Consider the following 20,774-nt stretch of genomic DNA (forward strand, 5'->3'; position numbering starts at 1 on the left):
CTTCGCTCCTACAGGGGAATGGCGTATGGATCGTGGGAGATCAGAGGTTTTCGTAGCGGTTCATGTCCAATACGCCCTCTTCCACCGGATCGGTTTCGTGGATATACAGGCTCAAATCATGGAAGTACTGCCAGAACTGCGGATGGCTGCGGCGAATGCCCCAGCGCTCGACGATTTTCTCGAAGCGGTTGGCGTCCTTGGCGTTTTCCATGGCATCGACGAACTCAGGAACCTGGGCAGCCGGAATGTTGAACATGAAATTCGGATAACTGCTCAGAACCCCCGGGAAAATGGTCACGGTGTCCAGTTCCGGCTGATAGCGCAACGACTCGCCCAGCAGGAACGCCACATTGCTATGAGCCCGATTTCGCAAAAGGCTGTACACCACCCGTTTGCCGCTGGCGGTCTCGACCCGCAGCATGGTGGCTTCCGGCAATTGATCGATCACCTTGAGCCCTCCCGCCGGACGTGAGGTCAGGCGGCTCAGCGCCTGCTCGGCGTCTTGCAGGTCGGGGTCGATGTTGGGTCGCGAGCAATAGGCGCCGTCGCAACGGTTGATCGGATCAGGCTTGGCGTTCAGTTCGCCGTAGCGAGCCAGCAGTTGCATCGCAAAATCGTATTTCGGGTCTTTTTCATCAAGCTTCAACGCAGTCGGCTTGTCGTCATCGATGTTTTCGTAATCCAGCCACATCTTGATTTTGCCGCTGCTCTGGTACCAGTCGTCGAGGTAATCCTCCCGGGAGTCCGCCGGCATCAGACGCAGAAAATTCTGCTCGGCACCGTTGCGGATCAGGTCGAAATAAAGCCGTGTCTGGGCCTGATGGGAGACATTGCCGAACACGTCGAAATTGACCGCCAACTGGTAATAGGTGCGCTCCAGCAACGGGTAGTCGAAGAGCCACATTGTCTGCGGCACCTCGCCGATCAGCCCTTTGGTCACGGCAGCGCTGTCGAAATGGCGAAAGATGCTCAACAAGGCATTGTCATTCCCGGCCCACAGGGTAGACCAGCTCGGCGCCGGCAGATCCGCATAGCTGTCGCGGCGCAGCGCCTCGTACTCGTTACGCTTGTTGCGGTAGTCGTGCCACAGGCTCAGCACGCTGCCAACATCGTCGTTCTGCCCTGGCATCGCCAGCAAGGGCGTGGCTTGCCCCCGGTAATTCGGGTCGGTGATATAGAGGTCATGTTCCGGCGCCTGGAACAGGGCCCAGAAATTATCGCGGATCACGTCCGTGGCGATCTGCCCCCGGCACACCGGGCCGCGAATGAAGGTGCGCACGAAATATTCGGCGTTATCGAGCATGAACTGATAGCGCGCCTGCGCCGGAATCGCCTCGAAGGTCGCGAAAGGATTGGCCCGGCTTTGCGGTCCATAACCCGGCAACGCTGTGACTTGCCAGTTGCCGTTATAGAACAGGCTTTTGACCCGGGCCATCTTCGCCGCGCTGAGCGGATAGGTGATGTGGGTCTTGTGCACGATAACGCCCTGCACCGGCCACAGACGGTAATAGAACTCGGTGCCGGGGTCGTCGTTCGGGCGACGGGTGCTGATCAGGTCGATTGGCTGGCCGGTGGGCGTGCGCGAGCGAACCCACTGGAAGAAATGCCCAGGCTCGCCGTCCTTGAAGTAGATGTGCGCCAGAAACCAGTGCTCGAACAGCCAGCGTCCAACCAGGCTTTGCCGGGCGCCCGGCGCGTTCAGCAAGTTTTCCCACTGAACAACCTGCAGCGCTTCCTTCGCGCTCGGCACCAGGCCCTGCTCGTCGATCGGCGCGCCGGACGCCAGCCAGCGTTGCAGGGTCTGGTATTGCTGATCGGTCAAACCGGTGACGGCCAGGGGCATGCCCTGCTGCGGATGGGTACTGGCATAACCGTCGAATTCCGCTGGCATGGCGCAGACGTTATCTCGATTGAGACCCAGCACAATGTCTTCCGGCAGCTTGGCATTGGGTTGCAGCGGCGCGCGATGGCCCAACTCGAGCATCCGCGCCATCAATGCCGCTTGGCTACCCTGAGCGTCGAGCACCGAATAAAAGCCTTTCTGCTGCCATGCCCGCTTGCCGAACGCGTCATAAAACAACCGGGTCGGTGCGGCGGCCTGACTGCGATCACCGTCATAGACCGGGGACTTGCTCGCGCCTCGCGCCGCGCCTTCGCCGCTGCCCAGGTTGAGCTGACAGGCCGAGTCGTAGCAGGCGTGGCAGGCCACACACTTCTCGGTGAAAATCGGTTGAATGTCACGGGTGTAGGAAATGGCAGGCGAATTTGCCGGTGCCTGCGCCAGGGCGCCCCAGTTCAGGCACAGCAATAGACTGCCGATGACGACGCGATATGACATTTCGATCCCGATCCTTGAAAAGACGCGCGATTCTACTGGTCAAACAGCCATGCCAACATGAGCGATATTCATGCAAAAGCCTGACATGCTCCAAAAGCGCACAGGTTTGCTATTATCCCGGCCTTTCGTCATGGCCTTTCCGAGTAGTCCAAATGTCCGATCGCAGCGTTCGCCTTCAAGCTCTCAAGCACGCCCTCAAAGAGCGCATCCTGATTCTCGATGGCGGCATGGGCACGATGATCCAGAGCTACAAGCTCGAAGAGCAGGATTACCGTGGCAAACGCTTCGCCGACTGGCCCAGCGACGTCAAGGGCAACAACGACCTGTTGGTCCTGACCCGTCCGGACGTCATCGCGGGCATCGAGAAAGCCTACCTGGATGCCGGCGCCGACATTCTGGAAACCAACACCTTCAACGCCACCCAGATTTCCATGGCCGACTACGGCATGGAAGAACTGGTCTACGAACTGAACGTAGAAGGCGCGCGCCTGGCGCGCAAGGTCGCCGACGCGAAAACCCTCGAGACCCCGGACAAGCCGCGCTTCGTCGCCGGCGTCCTCGGCCCGACCAGCCGTACCTGCTCGCTGTCCCCGGACGTGAACAACCCCGGTTACCGCAACGTGACCTTCGATGAACTGGTGGAGAACTACACCGAGGCCACCAAGGGCCTGATCGAAGGCGGCGCCGACCTGATCCTGATCGAAACCATCTTCGACACCCTCAACGCCAAGGCCGCGATCTTCGCCGTGCAGGGCGTGTTCGAAGAGCTGGGCATCGAATTGCCGATCATGATCAGCGGCACGATCACCGACGCCTCCGGCCGTACCCTGTCCGGCCAGACCACCGAAGCCTTCTGGAACTCCGTGGCCCACGCCAAACCGATCTCGGTCGGTCTGAACTGCGCCTTGGGCGCCCGCGAACTGCGCCCGTACCTGGAAGAGCTGTCGGACAAGGCCAGCACCCACGTTTCGGCGCACCCGAACGCTGGCCTGCCGAACGAATTCGGCGAGTACGACGAGCTGCCGGCCGAGACCGCCAAGGTCATCGAAGAATTCGCCCAGAGCGGCTTCCTGAACATCGTCGGCGGTTGCTGCGGCACCACCCCGGGCCACATCGAAGCCATCGCCAAGGCCGTGGCCGGTTACGCGCCGCGCCAGATCCCGGACATTCCCAAGGCCTGCCGTCTCTCGGGCCTGGAGCCGTTCACCATCGATCGCAACTCGCTGTTCGTCAACGTCGGCGAGCGCACCAACATCACCGGTTCCGCCAAGTTCGCCCGCCTGATCCGTGAAGACAACTACACCGAAGCCCTGGAAGTCGCCCTGCAGCAGGTCGAAGCCGGCGCCCAGGTGATCGACATCAACATGGACGAAGGCATGCTCGATTCGAAGAAGGCCATGGTGACCTTCCTCAATCTGATCGCCGGCGAACCGGACATTTCCCGCGTACCGATCATGATCGACTCCTCGAAATGGGAAGTGATCGAAGCCGGCCTCAAGTGCATCCAGGGCAAGGGCATCGTCAACTCGATCAGCATGAAGGAAGGCGTCGAGCAGTTCATTCATCACGCCAAACTGTGCAAGCGCTATGGCGCCGCCGTGGTGGTGATGGCATTCGACGAAGTCGGCCAGGCCGATACCGAAGCGCGCAAGAAGGAAATCTGCAAACGCTCCTACGACATTCTGGTCAACGAAGTCGGCTTCCCGCCGGAAGACATCATCTTCGACCCGAACATCTTCGCCGTGGCCACCGGTATCGAAGAACACAACAACTACGCTGTGGACTTCATCAACGCCTGTGCCTACATCCGCGACGAGCTGCCCTACGCCCTGAGCTCCGGCGGCGTGTCCAACGTGTCGTTCTCGTTCCGTGGCAACAACCCGGTACGCGAGGCGATCCACTCGGTGTTCCTGCTGTATGCGATCCGCAACGGCCTGACCATGGGTATCGTCAACGCCGGCCAGCTGGAGATCTACGACCAGATCCCTGTGGAGCTGCGCGACGCCGTCGAGGACGTGATTCTCAACCGCACTCCGGAAGGCACCGACGCCCTGCTCGCCATCGCCGACAAGTACAAGGGCGACGGCAGCACCAAGGAAGCCGAGACCGAAGAATGGCGCAACTGGGACGTCAACAAGCGTCTGGAGCACGCACTGGTCAAGGGCATCACCACCCACATCGTCGAAGACACCGAAGAGTCGCGCCTGTCGTTCGCCCGCCCGATCGAAGTGATCGAAGGGCCGCTGATGGCCGGCATGAACATCGTGGGCGACCTGTTCGGCGCCGGCAAAATGTTCCTGCCCCAGGTGGTGAAATCCGCCCGCGTGATGAAACAGGCCGTAGCCCACCTGATCGCGTTCATCGAACTGGAAAAAGGCGACAAGCCGGAAGCCAAGGGCAAGATCCTGATGGCCACGGTAAAAGGCGACGTGCACGACATCGGCAAGAACATCGTCGGCGTGGTGCTGGGCTGCAACGGCTACGACATCGTCGACCTGGGCGTGATGGTGCCGGCGGAGAAGATCCTGCAGGTGGCCAAGGACGAGAAGTGCGACATCATCGGCCTGTCCGGCCTGATCACTCCGTCGCTGGATGAGATGGTCCACGTGGCGCGCGAGATGCAGCGCCAGGACTTCCATCTGCCGCTGATGATCGGTGGCGCCACCACCTCCAAGGCGCACACCGCGGTGAAGATCGAACCCAAGTACAGCAACGATGCGGTGGTCTATGTTACCGACGCCTCCCGTGCGGTGGGCGTGGCCACGCAATTGCTGTCCAAGGAACTCAAGGCCGGTTTCGTCGAGAAGACCCGCGAGGAGTACATCGACGTCCGCGAACGCACCGCCAACCGCAGCGCCCGCACCGAACGCCTGAGCTATGCCGCCTCGATCGCGAAAAAGCCGCAATTCGACTGGGGCAGCTACACCCCGGTCAAACCGACGTTCACCGGCAGCAAAGTGCTGGATAACATCGACCTGAAGGTGCTGGCCGAGTACATCGACTGGACGCCGTTCTTCATTTCCTGGGACCTGGCCGGCAAGTTCCCGCGCATCCTCCAGGATGAAGTGGTCGGCGAAGCCGCCACCGCGCTGTACGCCGATGCCCAGGCCATGCTCGCCAAGCTGATCGACGAGAAGCTGATCAGCGCTCGCGCGGTGTTCGGCTTCTGGCCGGCCAATCAGGTGCGCGACGATGACATCGAACTCTATGGCGATGACGGCAAGGCGATTGCCAAGCTGCATCACCTGCGCCAGCAGATCATCAAGACCGACGGCAAGCCGAACTTCTCCCTGGCCGACTTCGTCGCGCCGAAGGACAGCGAGCTGACCGACTACGTGGGTGGCTTCATCACCACCGCCGGCATCGGCGCCGAGGAAGTCGCCAAGGCCTATCAGGAAGCGGGCGACGACTACAACTCGATCATGGTCAAGGCCCTGGCCGACCGTCTGGCCGAGGCCTGCGCCGAGTGGCTGCACCAGCAGGTGCGTAAAGAGCACTGGGGTTATGCCAAGGACGAGGCTTTGGACAACGAAGCGCTGATCAAGGAGCAATACAGCGGCATCCGCCCTGCCCCGGGCTACCCGGCCTGCCCGGATCACACCGAGAAGGCCACGCTGTTCGCCCTGCTCGATCCTGAATCCAGCGAAATGCGTGCCGGCCGCAGCGGCGTGTTCCTCACCGAACACTACGCCATGTTCCCGGCGGCAGCGGTCAGCGGCTGGTACTTCGCTCACCCGCAGGCGCAGTACTTCGCCGTGGGCAAGATCGACAAGGACCAGGTGCAGAGCTACACCTCGCGCAAGGGTCAGGAGTTGAGCGTGACCGAACGCTGGCTGGCGCCGAACCTGGGTTACGACGAGTAAACCCGACAACTCGGTCAAAATGTGGGAGCGGGCTTGCTCGCGAAAGCGCAGTGTCAGTCAACATCATCGTTGACTGTACCCACGCATTCGCGAGCAAGCCCGCTCCCACATGGGGTTCGTGCATGCCTTGAATTGTCTATGCTTATCTCTCACACATCCGTGACGAGGGGTTTATGGACGATCCAGTCGACAACAAGCCGCCGACCTTCTGGCAGATGCTGCACAGCGTCATGGCCGCAGCGTTCGGGGTGCAGAGCGGAAAGAATCGCGCCCGAGACTTCACCCACGGCAAACCCAGCCATTTCATCACGCTGGGAATCCTGTTCACGGCAGTGTTCGCCCTGACCTTGTTCGGCATCGTCAAGCTGGTGCTGATGCTGGCCCTCTGATCGTATTCCTCTGTGGGAGCGAGGCTTGCCCGCGAAAGCGGTAGGTCAGGCGACATTGATGCTGGATGTGCCGGCCTCTTCGCGGGCAAGCCTCGCTCCTACAGATGTGGTGTCAGTGCATCAGGGTCTGCAGGCTGAACGGATAGCGATACGACGTCGGCCGCCCCTTGGCCGAAAGCTTGTGAAAATCCACACCGAAATCCGGAGCAGTCCCCATCGCCAACAGTCGCTTCGCCTGTGCTCGGTCAATCAACTGCAACAACGGAATCTGCCGATCGCGACCGCCGTACTGGCTGACGTCGACCCCTTCGTCATAATCGTGCAATTGCACCAGCGCCCAGCCACCCAGACTGAAGTGCCCGCCCAGCAATACGCTCAACCGGTTATCCAGCAACGCATGCAACGCTGCGGGCGAATTGTTGATGGTGCCGAACAGCGCATCCTTGCCGGGTTTGCCGCCTGACTCCTCAAAAGCGCGCATCACGCCAAAACCCATCTCGTCATTGGCCGACCAGACCAGCGCGGTCTGCGGATAACGCTTGAACAACAGCTTGGCCTGCTCGTAAGCCCGCTCATGAGTCCAGCCGCCATAGACCAACTGACGCAAGCGCACCTCGGGATGCTCGGCCAGCGCCCGGCGCATGCCCTTTTCGCGCAACTGCGCCGACGGGGTGATTTTCAGTCCGGAGAAAGCCAGCAGATCGATGTATTCACCCGCAGGCACCGGCCCCCGCAGGCGGATCAGCTCCTTGAGCATCAGGTAGCCGCCCTCCTCGTCGTTGGGCACCAGGCTGCCGATCCAGTCGGGGTATTTATCGGGCCGGGTGCCCAGCAGCCGCATCTGGTCCTGGGTCAGGGCGTTGTTGACGATGAACAGCTTCACCCCGCTGCCCTTGGCCAGGCGCAGGATTTCCGGGGCGATGTATTGTTCGTTGACGAAGACCAGATAGTCCGGACGCTTGGACCCCAGCAGCACTTCGCGGGCCTTGCTGACCATGAGATCAGGGTCGCGATCGCAATATTCTATGTGCAGATCCATGCCCAGGTCTTTGGCGGCCGCCTGCATGAATTGCGAATAACTGATCCAGAACACTTCCCTGGTGTTGCCCGGATTGAGGAACAGCACCGATGCAGCCTGCGCGCAAGGTCCCAGGACCGTGGCCAGCGCCAGCAGCACGCCACACAGAAACTTCAACATTTATCGCCCGAGCCCCCGGAAATTCGCCGCGCATTATAGCCAGCGAACACCCGCAAAACGGCGTTTGTTGCAGTTTTTGTCCGACAATCGTCGGAACAGGGCCCGGGCGGGTCGTTTATTGATGACTCACCCAGAAAATCGCTGTGCCGACCACCAGAATGATCAGGAACAGAATCGCCCAAGCATCGACCGTGCTGTCGCTTTTCCTTGCTTTGGTTGGGTTGCTCATTGCATCGCCTCTTGTCGGTTTTATCGGTGATTGCATAAAGACTCGACCAGAGTTAAGACGATGATTGCCCGCACGACAAATGTGGGTTACCTGACAACTATTCTCGTTAGGCGATTTGGTTCTTTACATATATTGAAACATCACTTTTGCGCATAACTGCAAACTGGTATCTTGCCCCGGCTCCGAAGGGAGTGCGCGGCCGTGCGCGCAGAATTGCAGAGGCTCTTGGACTACGGCAAGCACAAAAACGCAGCTGTATCCGAGCGAACCAGCCTGAGAACAGGACTTATATGTACGTATACGACGAGTACGATCAGCGGATCATCGAGGACCGCGTCAAGCAGTTCCGTGATCAGACCCGACGCTATCTGGCAGGCGAGCTGAGCGAAGAAGAATTCCGCCCCCTGCGCCTGCAGAACGGGCTTTACATCCAGCGCTTCGCGCCGATGCTGCGTGTTGCGGTGCCTTACGGCCAATTGACTTCGCGCCAGATGCGGATGATGGCCAAAATCGCCCGTGACTTCGACAAGGGCTATGCCCACATCAGTACCCGGCAGAACGTGCAGTTCAACTGGCCGGCGGTGGAAGATATCCCGGACATCCTGGCAGAGCTGGCCACCGTGCAGATGCACGCGATCCAGACCAGCGGCAACTGCCTGCGCAACGTCACCACCGACCAGTTCGCCGGTGTCGCCGCCGACGAGCTGATCGACCCGCGCCCATGGTGCGAAATCGTCCGTCAGTGGACCACTTTCCACCCTGAATTCGCTTACCTGCCGCGCAAATTCAAGATCGCCGTCAACGGTTCGACCTCCGACCGCGCTGCCATTGAAGTCCACGACATTGGCCTGGAGCCGGTGCACAACGCCGCGGGCGAGTTGGGCTTCCGCGTGCTGGTCGGTGGCGGCCTGGGCCGTACGCCAGTGGTGGGTGCATTCATCAATGAATTCCTGCCGTGGCAAGACCTGTTGAGCTACCTCGATGCCATCCTGCGTGTCTACAACCGCTATGGCCGTCGCGACAACAAGTACAAGGCCCGGATCAAGATCCTGGTCAAGGCGCTGACCCCTGAAGTCTTCGCGCAGAAGGTCGATGCGGAAATGGAACACCTGCGCGGTGGCCAGACCACGCTGACCGAAGCCGAAGTGCACCGCGTCGCCAAACACTTCGTCGATCCGGACTACAAGGCTCTGGACAACCAGACCGCCGCCCTGGCCGATCTCGACAAGGAACACCCGGGCTTCGCCCGCTGGCGCAGCCGCAACACCCTGGCGCACAAGAAGCCGGGTTATGTGGCCGTGACCCTGTCCCTGAAGCCGACCGGCGTTGCGCCGGGCGACATCACCGACAAGCAGCTCGACGCCGTTGCCGATCTGGCCGACCGCTACAGCTACGGTCAACTGCGCACTTCCCACGAGCAGAACATCATCCTGGCCGACGTCGAGCAGGACAAGCTGTTCACCCTGTGGGGCGAGTTGCGCGAGAAAGGCTTCGCCACGCCGAACATCGGCCTGCTGACCGACATCATCTGCTGCCCTGGCGGTGATTTCTGCTCCCTGGCCAACGCCAAGTCGATCCCGATCGCCGAATCGATCCAGCGTCGCTTCGACGACTTGGACTACCTGTTCGACATCGGTGAATTGGACCTGAACATCTCCGGTTGCATGAACGCCTGCGGTCACCACCACGTCGGCCACATCGGCATCCTGGGCGTGGACAAGAAAGGCGAAGAGTTCTACCAGGTGTCCCTGGGTGGCAGCGCCAGTCGCGACGCCAGCCTGGGCAAGATCCTCGGCCCTTCATTCGCCCAGGAAGCCATGCCGGACGTGATCTCGAAGCTGATCGACGTGTACGTCGAACAACGTACCGAGGACGAACGTTTCATCGATACCTACCAGCGCATCGGTATCGACCTCTTCAAGGAGCGCGTCTATGCAGCGAATAATTAAGAACCAAGAAGTCGTCGACGAAACCTGGCACCTGCTGCCCAAGGATTTCAACATCGACGAGATCACCAACTGTGACGACTACATCGTGCCGTTGCAGCTGTGGCGCGAACACGCCCGCATGCTCCAGGCCCGCGACGGCGGCCTGGGCGTCTGGCTGGACGCCGATGAAGAAGCCGAAGAAATCGGTGACGACGCCAACAAGTTCCAGGTCATCGCCCTGAACTTCCCGGCGTTCACCGACGGTCGTAACTACTCCAACGCTCGCCTGCTGCGTGACCGCTATGGTTTCAAGGGCGAACTGCGGGCGATTGGCGACGTGCTGCGCGACCAGCTGTTCTACATGCACCGCTGCGGTTTCGATGCCTTCGCCATCCGTCCCGATAAAGACCCGTACGAAGCCCTGGAAGGTCTCAAGGACTTCTCGGTGACCTATCAGGCCGCCACCGACGAACCGCTGCCGCTGTTCCGTCGTCGCTGAAAAAACAAAAGCCCTGATCCCATATGGAATCAGGGCTTTTTTTCCAGGGTGACTGAAAACGCCTACCCTGCCTGCTCGTTAAATAGCCTCGCCCGATCCTCAAGTGCCGCGAACACGGCATAAGGGTTGTCGAAATTGCCCCCCGGCACTGAGGCACGCTGATTCAACCACTCCCACAGTTCCTGCGACGCATCCGCCCGCGCCAGCAATCGCCAGACCCGTGCCTGAAGATCCAGGTAATTGACCTGAAAGTCCGCGGTCAGGGTAAGAGTGTTCATCGCCCCCAGAAACCGCCCGCCACGGGGCTTGAGCGCCAGCCGGTGCCAGATCTGCAACCGGTCGTTGCGCTGGCCAGTCTCGATTCCGTTCAACCAGGCTTGCGGGTCCGCGTAGTTCTCGCGCGGCGTACTCAGCCACAGGTTGATGCCGGTTTGCTCCCGGTGCCAGACCAGTTGCTGCAGAGTGTCTTCGTCGGTCAGGGGATTGTTCCATAGCAATACGCGATCCCGAGTGACGGCCTGGTTGAGGATCGCCTGCGGCACTCGGCGGATCCGGTTATTTCTCAAATCCAGAGTGGTCATGGAGGGCTGTTCGCGGATCCCCACCGGACACTTGGCGATATCAGTATCGTTCAGCTTCAGAACTTTCAACTGGTCCATGCCCAATACCACCGGCGGAACAAGCAGCGGGTTCTCGCTCAGATCCAGCGTTTGCAGATTAACCAGCTGAGTGAATTGCGCCGCCGTGTCTTCGCGAAAGGTCAGCCGGGTCGCGCGCAGATTCAGCGAAACGAGATGCTGTAACCGGGGAATCGTAGATGGCAACGCACTTTGAAACTCACCCTGCGCATCAAGTATTCGCAGATCGGTGCCTTCCAGATTCAGGGTGCGCAGGTTCGGGAAACTTTCCAGGAAGGGGTTCAAGGTTTCCCGTTCAAACAGATGGAAGTTCTGCACGTTCATGCCAACCACACCATTCAACCTGGCGTGCATCACCGGCAGGCGATGAAATTCATCGTTGCTCAGATCGATGGTGTAACCGACCACCGCATCGCCGGAGAAGTGATTGCGCTGCTGCGGGACGCGCTTTTGCATGATGGCGATCAACTCATCGCGCAGTTCATGTCGGGTTTCACGCTCATAGTCCATGGTTTCCTGGACGCGCTGGGCATTCCATTGCCGCAGTTGCGCCTCGGTGAAGCCTTGCGCTCCGGGATCGCCCATGTGCAGAAGCTGAATGTCCATGTCGTCGATGTCCGTGGCCACCTGATCGACCCAGGCATCCAGATCCACGTACAGCTGAAACAGCCGTTGCCTTGCACTGTTGAGGTACGCCTGAGCGCCGTCCCCTAGCTGTTGCAGCAGCGCATCGGCCTCGTCGCTGGAGAAGTCGGGATAGATTTCCCTGACCTGGATTTTCATTGTCGCGTGGGTCAGCGCCGGGCCTTGCGGGGTTTGCGGGAAGCCGCCACCTCGCAAGCCGTGGGCTTCGAAGGACAGACCCGAGTCCATTCGGCCGAGGCCCAAGGCCAGTTCTGGGCGGGGTAGCGGGTGCTTGCCGGTCTTGAATCGCAGTTCACTGCCGGGATCTTTGGACGGCAGGTGCAACGCTGAACGTTCGTCTTCGGAGAGTACCCCGGCGATGGCGTCGTAAAAATGGCTGCCGGCCTGACTGGAAAAGCTGTAGGGGCGATAGAGGTTGTGGGTCTTGATCAGGCGCCGGCAATCGGGCGTGTCGAGCGGGCCGATGCGATCCAGAAGCCGTTCTCCTTGAGTGCCGTCGAGTACCTCGAATCGCACGTGGGTGGGCCATCCGGGCAGATTCTCTAGTGAGTGCAGGGCCAGGGTGTCCGAGTCCCTGTTGATGACCGAACGCAGATACAGCCCTTCGTAAGCGCGATTGAGGCGTAGATGTTGTTGGTACTGGCGAGCCTTGGCGTCCAGCTGTTTGAACAGCTGACGGGCCTGTGCAGCCTCTGGTGGTGCGGTGAAGTCGATGCCGTGGCGGTCGAGCATTTGTTCCACGACGGACGTGGGCAGGTCGGGATACTGGCGCTGAAACATTCGCACCCACGCGTGTTCGGTGTGCTGCAGTGCCTGATATTGGCTGTTGAACAGATCGGCGGGCGATTCGCCAAGATTTGCGACTTCCTGATCGATGCGAAAGCGCTCGATGGTGTCTGCCAGCAACGGCGTCGGCGCGCGTCCCGCCTGTATGAGGCGCAGCATGTCGTCATCGACGGCGCTGACGGTGCCGATCTGTGCCAGAACCTCATCACTGAAGGTGCCCGCCGGAGCGCCAACGCCACGCAGCAGGTCGATTCGAGACAGTGGTGGCAAGCCCGGCTTTGTGTCCGCTACCGGGGCGGTTATCAACTCCCCCGCCTCTGCTCCATCACGACCGATGGAAGCCGCTTCGGCAACCAACGGCAAGGCATTGAGCAGACCGAATACGGTGCGCACCGCGCCTTGCGAGCGCTGGTCGGCCGTCTCACCGTCAATCGCCTGCTCCAGGCCATAACCGGCGTCGATCAGCCCCGCCAGCGCCAGTACGCCCTCTCCTCCCGGAACGAACAGCGCCAGTGGGCCGAAGCGGTTGATCCACTGGACGACGGGTTCAATCGCCGCGCTCAAGTTGTCGCGATTGACCTGCGCGTCGTTGCGAATGGTTTTGACGCTGGCCTGGGCGGTTTGCTTCATGGTCAACACCAGTTGCGCGAAGGGATCGGTCTGCGCGTGAGCCAGGTCGAAACCGATGTATTCGGCAGGGTTCCAATAGCCATCGTTGTTGAAGAATCCCGCCTCACGGCTTAACCGGTGCTGATCCGGGTATTGCGCCATGCCTTCCAGCGCGGTGTGGACACCGGCATGGAAGGTGCCATCGTGGCGATCTTCCTCGGCGAAGTGCGACGCCAGCGCCTGCCGGGTTTCGGTGGATCTGCCCTGCCCGGCAATCCACTGACGTAACTTTTCTGCGTCGTCGAACTCGTGCAGCGGGGAGGAGTTTCCCGGGATGTACATCAGCATCCGGCCAGAGTTGTGGTCTTGAAAGCACCAGATATCCGTGGCGGTATAGCGGTAGATTTCCAGGCGGCTGGCCTCGATTTCCGGGGACAGCCGCGTCGGTGCCTGCAACTGCGCCATCGTCAGCTGATCCCAACGCTGATCAGACGCCAGCCCCGCCGCCTGCATAGCTAGCGCGAGGCCTTTTCGTGACAGGCAGAGCTCATGAAATTGCAGCCAGGCCGTCATCACGAAGGCGGCCTTGGTCGAGGTTCTCAGGGGATAAGCGTCTGCTGCGAGTACGACCTCGTCCGACGGCCAGGATTTGTCGACATAGGCCTGATAGACCTCGTCGAAAAACAATGTCCAGACCCATTGTTTGAAATCGGCTGGCCGCAATTTGATCTGCGTCTGCGGTCCATAGGTTTGCGGTACGGCCTGGCGATAAATGCCTTCATAGGTTCGGTGATCATCCGTGGGTTCCGGCCCTTCCATGAGGTGCACGGCGGGGCCGACATCAGGCGGCGTGTACAGCCCGAAAGCCGTTTCGCCGAAGCGCCCGTCGCCCACGGTCTGGTAGTCGGATAACAGGGCCTGCACCAGAGACCGCGAGCTCGCCACCCGCCCCTTATGGCTGCCGTCAGGCTCGGGTCGCAGCCAATAGTCGTAGTGCAACGTGACCAGTTGCGCGGTCTGCGGATCGATGGCGACGCCCCACTTCTCCCGGATCATCTGCTCTGCCAGTTGGGCAGGACTCTTTGGCAACGCGGCATCGACGACCGCGTGGAGCTCAAAAAAAACGCCTTGGCGAGAAGGCGTTGTATCACTCGTTTTTACATCCATGTTTAACGACCTTGAAACTGAAAGGAAGCCTCAGCTTAAGATCGAAATTTTCATGGAAAAAGCGTAAATGCCCGATGGAAATGGGCGGAGAAACGACAGGATTGAGAGAGGTTAAAACAGATAGATACCGCACATAACTGTGGGAGCGAGCCTGCTCGTGATGGCGTCAATTCAGACACCTCCATGTTGCCTGACACACTGCTTTCGCGGGCAAGCCTCGCTCCTACAGTGTCCCGGTCGATCACAAATTTTGCATACAACACAAAAACCTGTGGGAGCGTGGCTTGCCCGCGAAGGCGTCAGCTCAGCTAACATCAATGGTGCCTGACACACTGCCTTCGCGAGCAGGCTCGCTCCCACAGGTGTCCCGGTCCACCACAGATTATGCATACAACACAAAAACCTGTGGGAGCGTGGCTTGCCCGCGAAGGCGTCAGCTCAGCCAACATCAATGGCGACTGACACACTGCCTTCGCGAGCAAGCCCGCTCCCACATGGATTGATTACATTGCTTACCAGAAACGCTGCTGGGTCAGACGACTCCACCAGCTCAGCAACACCCGGTCCACCGAGCCGCTGGCCGCCATGCCGATGCGCTCCGGCAGGCTTTTGCGTTCGGCGTAGTGCAGGTGATAAAGCTCCGATTGCTTGGCGCGTTCGGCCAGGTATTCGTCGCTGGTCTTGAGTTCGTCCACCAACTGCTTGTCCAACGCAGCAACGCCCAGCCAGATTTCGCCGGTGGCCACTTCGTCGATGGCCAATTGCGGGCGGTAGCGGGAAACGAAGTTCTTGAACAGTTGATGGGTGATATCCAGGTCTTCCTGGAACTTCTCCCGGCCCTTCTCGGTGTTTTCGCCAAACACGGTCAACGTGCGCTTGTATTCACCGGCAGTCAGCACTTCGAAATCGATGTCGTGTTTCTTCAGCAAGCGGTTGACGTTGGGCAACTGCGCAACGACACCAATAGAGCCGAGGATGGCGAACGGAGCGCTGATAATCTTCTCGCCGATGCAGGCCATCATGTAGCCGCCGCTGGCCGCGACCTTGTCGATGCACACGGTCAACGGCACGCCGGCTTCACGGATACGCGCCAGCTGCGAAGACGCAAGGCCATAGCTGTGGACCATGCCGCCGCCGCTTTCCAGGCGCAGGACCACTTCGTCCTTGGGCGTGGCCAACGTCAGCAATGCGGTGATTTCGTGGCGCAGGCTTTCAGTGGCCGAAGCCTTGATATCACCGTTGAAATCCAGCACAAACACCCGCGGCTTGGCCTCGGGCTTTTTCTTCTGCTTCTTCTCGGTCTTGACCTGGGACTTGCGCAGGGCCTTGAGCTGATCCTTGTCGAGCAGAGTCTGCTCCAGGCGTTCGCGCAGCCCTTTGTAGAAATCATTGAGTTTGCTGACCTGCAACTGGCCGGCGGTCTTGCGTCGACCTTTGCTGCGCAAGGCCGCAAAGCTGGCCAGGACCACCAGAATGGCGATCACCAGGGTGACGGTCTTGGCCAGAAAAACAGCGTATTCGGACAAAAAATCCACAGGGACTCCTCAAGCGGTGCGCGGCATGTAGCGCGCGGGACACCTCAAGCATACCCATGCGCCGCCGTTGCGGCCAGCCGTGAAACCTCTGGCAACAGGCCTGTAACGGGCATTTCAAACAAGCGTATGTTTTTTCATTGACAGCTCACCGTCATCCTCATAACCTCGCCAAACCTTCAACGTACCGGGACGACGCGGACGTGGGCAGCATCTATTTGATTCGACATGGCCAGGCCTCCTTCGGTGCAGACGACTACGACGTCCTCTCGCCGATCGGTATTCGCCAGGCAGAAATCCTCGGCCAGCACCTGGCTGCACTCGATATCAGCTTCGACCGCTGCCTGGCAGGCGACCTGCGCCGCCAGCAACACACCGCCAACAGTGCGCTGGAGCAATTCGCTGCCGTGGGCCTGCCGGTGCCGATCCTGGAAACCGATTCCGCCTTCAATGAATTCGACGCCGATGCGGTAATCCGCGCACTGCTGCCGGCCATGCTGCCCGAAGAACCCCATGCCCTGGACATCCTGCGCAACGCCGCGCAAAACCGCGCCGAGTTCCAGCGCATCTTCGCCCTGATCATCGAACGCTGGCTAGCCGGGACCTACGACACCCCCGGGCTGGAAAGCTGGCTGGGCTTCGTCGAACGTGTCCGCGGCGGGCTGAACAGAATTCTCGAGCAAGCCGACAACACCCAGAAAATCGCGGTGTTCACCTCCGGCGGCACCATCACCGCCCTGCTCCACCTGATCACGCAAATGCCTGCCAAACAGGCCTTCGAGCTGAATTGGCAAATCGTCAACACCTCGCTCAACCACCTGAAATTCAGGGGGCGCGAGGTGGCCCTGGCTTCTTTCAACGGTCATGCGCACCTGCAACTGTTGAAAGCCCCGGAACTCATCACCTTCCGCTGAGTCCGGACTATTGTGACCCTGGCTGTAACCATCCAGCTCTATTACTCAACAAAGGATCGAACCATGACCTCAGTAGCAGATGCCGTACAAGCAATGAAAGCCAAGTTCAACCCATCCGCCGCTGCCGGTCTGGATCTGGTCTTCGGTTTCCGCATCGACGACACCAAGCACTTCTCCCTGATCGTCAAGGACAGCACTTGCGAACTGCAGGAAGGCGAGAACCCGGACGCCCAGGTGACCCTGGTGATGGACGGCGAAACCCTGCAAGGCATCGTCAGCGGCGAAACCGACGGCATGCAGGCCTTCATGGGCGGCAAACTGCGCGCCGAAGGCGACATGATGCTGGCGATGAAACTGTCCGAGCTGTTCCCGGCGTAACGCTGCCGCGAAAGCACACAAAACCCGCCCCTGTGGCGGGTTTTGTCGTTTCTGAACACACGCCAACCCTGTGGGAGCGAGCCTGCTCGCGATGGTCGTCAACGATAACTCGGGAAACCTGACACCCCGCAGTGTGCTTACCTCCATCGCGAGCAGGCTCGCTCCCACAGGGGGGATGGTTTTACAATGCCACCACCTCCCCATCCGGCCCGCCCATGGACATCGACCTCGCCCGCACCTTCCTGGAAATCGTCCGTCACGGCAGCCTTGCCGCCGCGGCCGACAAGCTCCACGTCACCCAGACCGCCATCACCGCGCGCGTCCAGAAACTCGAGAGCCAGCTGGGCAGCACGCTGTTCGTGCGCAATCGCGCCGGTGCCCGCCTGACGCCCAATGGCGAAGCCTTTGTGGTGTATGCCAACCAGCTGGTGGAAACCTGGGAAGCCGCGCGCCGGGATCTGCCGTTACCCGAGGGTTATCACGATGTACTGCACATCGGCGGCGAGGTCAGCCTGTGCAACCCGCTGATGCTCAGTTGGGCCGCCGAACTGCGGGAGAAGATTCCCAGCCATGCCCTGCGCATGGAAATCCGCGACGGCGAAAACCTGCTGCGGCAACTGGAGCTGGGAGTGCTGGACGCCGCCCTGGTCTATCAACCCGAATACTGGCCACGCCTGCAAGTCGAGCAGGTGCTGGAAGAAAAGCTGGTCCTCGTGCGCCTGCCCGGACGTGCCGACCCTTACGTCTATATCGATTGGGGCCAGGACTTCCGCCGTCAACACGACGCCGCCCTGCCGGAAAAGGCCAAGGCGCCGGTGAGTTTCAACCTCGGCCCGCTGGGCTTGCAATACATTCTGGAGAACGGCGGCAGCGGTTACTTCCGCACCCGCGTCGTGCAGAGTTACCTGCAAAGCGGCGCGCTGGAACAAGTGCCCAAGGCCCCGGAGTTCAGTTACCCGACCTATCTGGTCTATTCCCGCGATCGCGATTCGCCCATCCTGCAACAGGCCTTCGATCTGCTGCGCGAAGTCATCCGCACCGATGACGACTGGTCGCAACGCTGGGACCCGCTGATGTGAATCCGGTTTACACCGGATGATGGCGTTTGTGTCGTCAAAGTTCGAACTTCGCAAGCGTCGGGATCGACTAATCTGCTGGGAATAACAAAAACGACAGGTGATTGCAGTGAGGCAGACCACCGAAGCATTCCGCAGCCGTTACCGTGAAGGCATCCATCCCCTCTACAACCCATGGCTGCACGGCACCTTCGTGCTGTTGTTCGGCCTTGTGGCCATCGCCGGCTTCTGGAGTACCGTTCACCAGGTACAACCGCTGCAATGGCTGGCTGTGCCGCTGACCCTGCTGCTGTTCAACCTTGGCGTGTACGTGGTGCACCGCCACCTGGGCCATCATAAAAAGTCCTTTGCGCGGATGTTCTATGCCCGGCACGCGGGGGATCATCACAGTTTCTTCGCTCCCGGCAACATGACCTACGACAACGCCCGCGACTGGCGGGTCATCCTGTTTCCGGCCTGGCTGATCGTGCTGCATACGCTGGTCGTCAGCGTGCCGATCTGGTGGCTGCTCAAGCAGCTGGACCCTAATGTCGCCGGGCTGGCAGGAGGCTGTCTGGTCCTCGGTTATTTGGCCTATGAGGTGTTTCACGCCTGCGAGCATCTGCCCTCGCACAACCCGCTGACGCGTCTGCCGTGGATTCGCCAGATGCGTCGTCTGCATGAACTGCATCACCGTCGCGAAATGATGCAGGAACGCAATTTCAACATCGTTTTTCCTTTGATGGATTACCTGTTTGGAACCCTCTACTGGGAGCCGGAACAGGCCAACCCGTACCTGACGAGAACGCCCATGACCCGCATGCAGCACGAGATCGAGATCGCCGGAAACCCCATCGATGTACTCGCCTACGCCAGCACCGTGACCCGCTGGCCGGAGTGGCATCCATCGTCGCTGAAGATCAACGGGCAAAAAGGCCCTCTGCATGCCGGCGCGCGATTCGATGAGGACATTCGCGCCGGCGGACGTGACGGGCACCTGAACTGGATGGTCGACGAGTATCTGCCGGGACGGCGCTGGGTCGCCCAGGCCCAGGGCGATCATGGCCTGTCGCTGGTGCTCACTTACGAGTGCGAGGCCCAGGACGACGGCACGCGGTTTGTCCGCACCCTCGAGTATCGGTTCAGCGGCCCGGGAATGCGCCTGGCCAACCTGTTGCTGCTCAGGCGCCGGATCGATCGCGAGTCGGCGGCGTCGATGCTGGCCCTGCGGGAGATGGCGGAAAAATATCTGACGCAGGCGGGAGTCAAGGCGTGAGTCGAACGATCCGGTTTCGCCATTGGCTGTTGCTGTTGATCGTGGTGATTGGCGGGTTCCTGCTGTTGATGCCGACCAAGGTGCGGCCGGTGGCCTGGACACCGCCGCCCGCGCCCTCCCTCACCAATGGCGTGTATGCCGAGAACCAGCACCTGAAGGGCGTGGTACCTGTCGGCGCCATCGACATCGAGGGCCCTGAGGCCTTGTTGCTCGAAGACCATACGCTCATCACCGGCCTGCATGACGGTCGAGTGCTGAGCACCAGCCTGGACGGCCAGACACGCAAGGTGCTGACCGATACCGGCGGCCGTCCCTTGGGGCTGGCCCGCCATCCCAACGGCCTGCTGGTCATCGCCGATGCGGTCAAGGGCCTGCTGTCGCTGGACGCCCAGGGTCGACTGGTACCGCTGACCACCTCCGCCGGTGGCGTGCCCTTCGGTTTTACCGACGATGTGGTGATCGACAAACCCGGGCACTACGCCTACTTCACCGATGCCTCAAGCCGTTTCGCCTATGGCAGTGACAGCGATGCGATCATCGAGCATGGCGGCGATGGACGCTTGCTGCGTTACGACTTCCAGACCGGCAAGACCGCGGTGCTGCTGGACAAGCTGGAGTTCGCCAACGGCGTCGCCCTGGGTCCGGACGACGCCTTCGTACTGGTCAACGAAACCGGCGCCTATCGCATCACCCGTTTTTGGCTGAGCGGGCCGAAGGCCGGCACGCAGGACGTGTTCATCGACAACCTGCCGGGTTTGCCGGACAACCTGTCCTTCAATGGCCGCGACCGTTTCTGGGTCGCCCTGTATGCACCGCGCAGTGCCTTGCTCGATGCCACGGCGGAGCATCCGTTCGTGCGCAAGATGCTGGTGCGGGCGATGACTGTATTACCAAAACCGGTGGAAAAACGCGCCTTCGCCCTGGGTCTGGATCTGGACGGCAAGGTCATCGCCAATTTGCAGGACGCCAGCACCGGCAACTACTCGCCGATCACTACGGTGCGTGAGTATGGGGATTGGTTGTATTTCGGGTCGTTGAAGGCCAGGAACATGGTGCGATTACCGTTGAGCGCTGCCCTGCAATAAACAACACGCCACATGTGGGAGCGGGCCTGCCCGCGATGGCGTCAGGTCAGTCACCATCATGTTGAAGTTGCCGGCCTCATCGCGGGCAAGCCCGCTCCCACAGTATTGTGTGTTTCACAAGGTCGATGAATCCCACAAAACCCTGTGGGAGCGGGCTCGCCCGCGATGGCGTCAGCCCGGTTGCCGCTGGTCAGGCTGCCTTGTCCTACCAGGTTCTATATCTTCTTCAACCGGCTCTTCCTCAG

13 protein-coding genes are annotated in these 20,774 nt (G+C 60.5%); 9 read left to right on the top strand and 4 right to left on the bottom strand.

What is annotated here, in order from left to right; all coding sequences use genetic code 11:
• Positions 1-40: 40 nt before the first annotated feature.
• Positions 41-2,338, bottom strand: a complete 2,298-nt coding sequence (locus K9857_RS19305) for a fatty acid cis/trans isomerase (RefSeq protein ID WP_224538333.1) — start codon at positions 2,336-2,338, stop codon at positions 41-43.
• A gap of 152 nt (positions 2,339-2,490) precedes the next feature.
• Here K9857_RS19305 and metH point away from each other — a divergent pair, with 152 nt between their 5' ends.
• Both metH and K9857_RS19315 read left to right on the top strand, forming a co-directional pair.
• Complete coding sequence (gene metH, locus K9857_RS19310; protein ID WP_224538335.1) at positions 2,491-6,201, top strand: methionine synthase; 3,711 nt, start codon at positions 2,491-2,493, stop codon at positions 6,199-6,201.
• Between the two features lie 173 nt (positions 6,202-6,374).
• A complete protein-coding gene (locus K9857_RS19315; protein WP_224538337.1) occupies positions 6,375-6,590 on the top strand; it encodes a DUF2970 domain-containing protein in 216 nt (71 codons plus the stop codon).
• A gap of 112 nt (positions 6,591-6,702) precedes the next feature.
• On the opposite strand, the gene K9857_RS19320 is transcribed toward K9857_RS19315, so the two are convergent.
• Positions 6,703-7,788, bottom strand: coding sequence for an ABC transporter substrate-binding protein (locus tag K9857_RS19320; RefSeq protein ID WP_224538339.1), 1,086 nt, complete (start codon positions 7,786-7,788; stop codon positions 6,703-6,705).
• A gap of 519 nt (positions 7,789-8,307) precedes the next feature.
• Between K9857_RS19320 and K9857_RS19325 the strand changes: the two genes are divergently transcribed.
• Together K9857_RS19325 and K9857_RS19330 are read left to right on the top strand one after the other, a co-directional pair.
• On the top strand, positions 8,308-9,966 hold the full coding sequence (locus K9857_RS19325; RefSeq protein ID WP_224538341.1) for a nitrite/sulfite reductase: 1,659 nt from the start codon (positions 8,308-8,310) through the stop codon (positions 9,964-9,966).
• Positions 9,950-10,444 carry a DUF934 domain-containing protein gene (locus K9857_RS19330; protein WP_224538343.1) on the top strand — a complete coding sequence of 165 codons (495 nt, stop codon included), beginning with the start codon at positions 9,950-9,952 and terminating at the stop codon, positions 10,442-10,444. Before K9857_RS19325 ends, K9857_RS19330 begins: the two co-directional genes overlap by 17 nt.
• Before the next feature lie 62 nt (positions 10,445-10,506).
• Here K9857_RS19330 and K9857_RS19335 read toward each other — a convergent pair whose 3' ends face one another.
• Entirely contained in the window at positions 10,507-14,211 is a 3,705-nt protein-coding gene (locus tag K9857_RS19335) for a leucine-rich repeat domain-containing protein (RefSeq protein WP_318011771.1), read from the bottom strand.
• A 590-nt stretch (positions 14,212-14,801) separates the two neighbouring features.
• A complete protein-coding gene (sohB, locus tag K9857_RS19340) occupies positions 14,802-15,824 on the bottom strand; it encodes a protease SohB (RefSeq protein ID WP_224538347.1) in 1,023 nt (340 codons plus the stop codon).
• 200 nt (positions 15,825-16,024) lie between these two features.
• Here sohB and K9857_RS19345 point away from each other — a divergent pair, with 200 nt between their 5' ends.
• From K9857_RS19345 to K9857_RS19365, 5 genes are all read left to right on the top strand, one after another.
• Positions 16,025-16,735: a histidine phosphatase family protein gene (locus tag K9857_RS19345; RefSeq protein WP_224538349.1), complete on the top strand. Its 711-nt coding sequence runs from the start codon at positions 16,025-16,027 to the stop codon at positions 16,733-16,735.
• Between the two features lie 63 nt (positions 16,736-16,798).
• Complete coding sequence (locus K9857_RS19350; RefSeq protein WP_175378480.1) at positions 16,799-17,113, top strand: SCP2 sterol-binding domain-containing protein; 315 nt, start codon at positions 16,799-16,801, stop codon at positions 17,111-17,113.
• 215 nt (positions 17,114-17,328) lie between these two features.
• Entirely contained in the window at positions 17,329-18,192 is an 864-nt protein-coding gene (locus K9857_RS19355; protein WP_224538350.1) for a LysR family transcriptional regulator, read from the top strand.
• A 106-nt stretch (positions 18,193-18,298) separates the two neighbouring features.
• On the top strand, positions 18,299-19,444 hold the full coding sequence (locus tag K9857_RS19360) for a sterol desaturase/SRPBCC family protein (protein ID WP_224538353.1): 1,146 nt from the start codon (positions 18,299-18,301) through the stop codon (positions 19,442-19,444).
• Positions 19,441-20,529 carry an SMP-30/gluconolactonase/LRE family protein gene (locus K9857_RS19365; RefSeq protein WP_224538355.1) on the top strand — a complete coding sequence of 363 codons (1,089 nt, stop codon included), beginning with the start codon at positions 19,441-19,443 and terminating at the stop codon, positions 20,527-20,529. The genes K9857_RS19360 and K9857_RS19365 overlap by 4 nt, the downstream gene beginning before the upstream one ends.
• The last annotated feature ends 245 nt before the right edge of the window (positions 20,530-20,774 follow it).

This window comes from Pseudomonas sp. REP124, from assembly GCF_020164475.1.
Lineage (GTDB): Bacteria > Pseudomonadota > Gammaproteobacteria > Pseudomonadales > Pseudomonadaceae > Aquipseudomonas.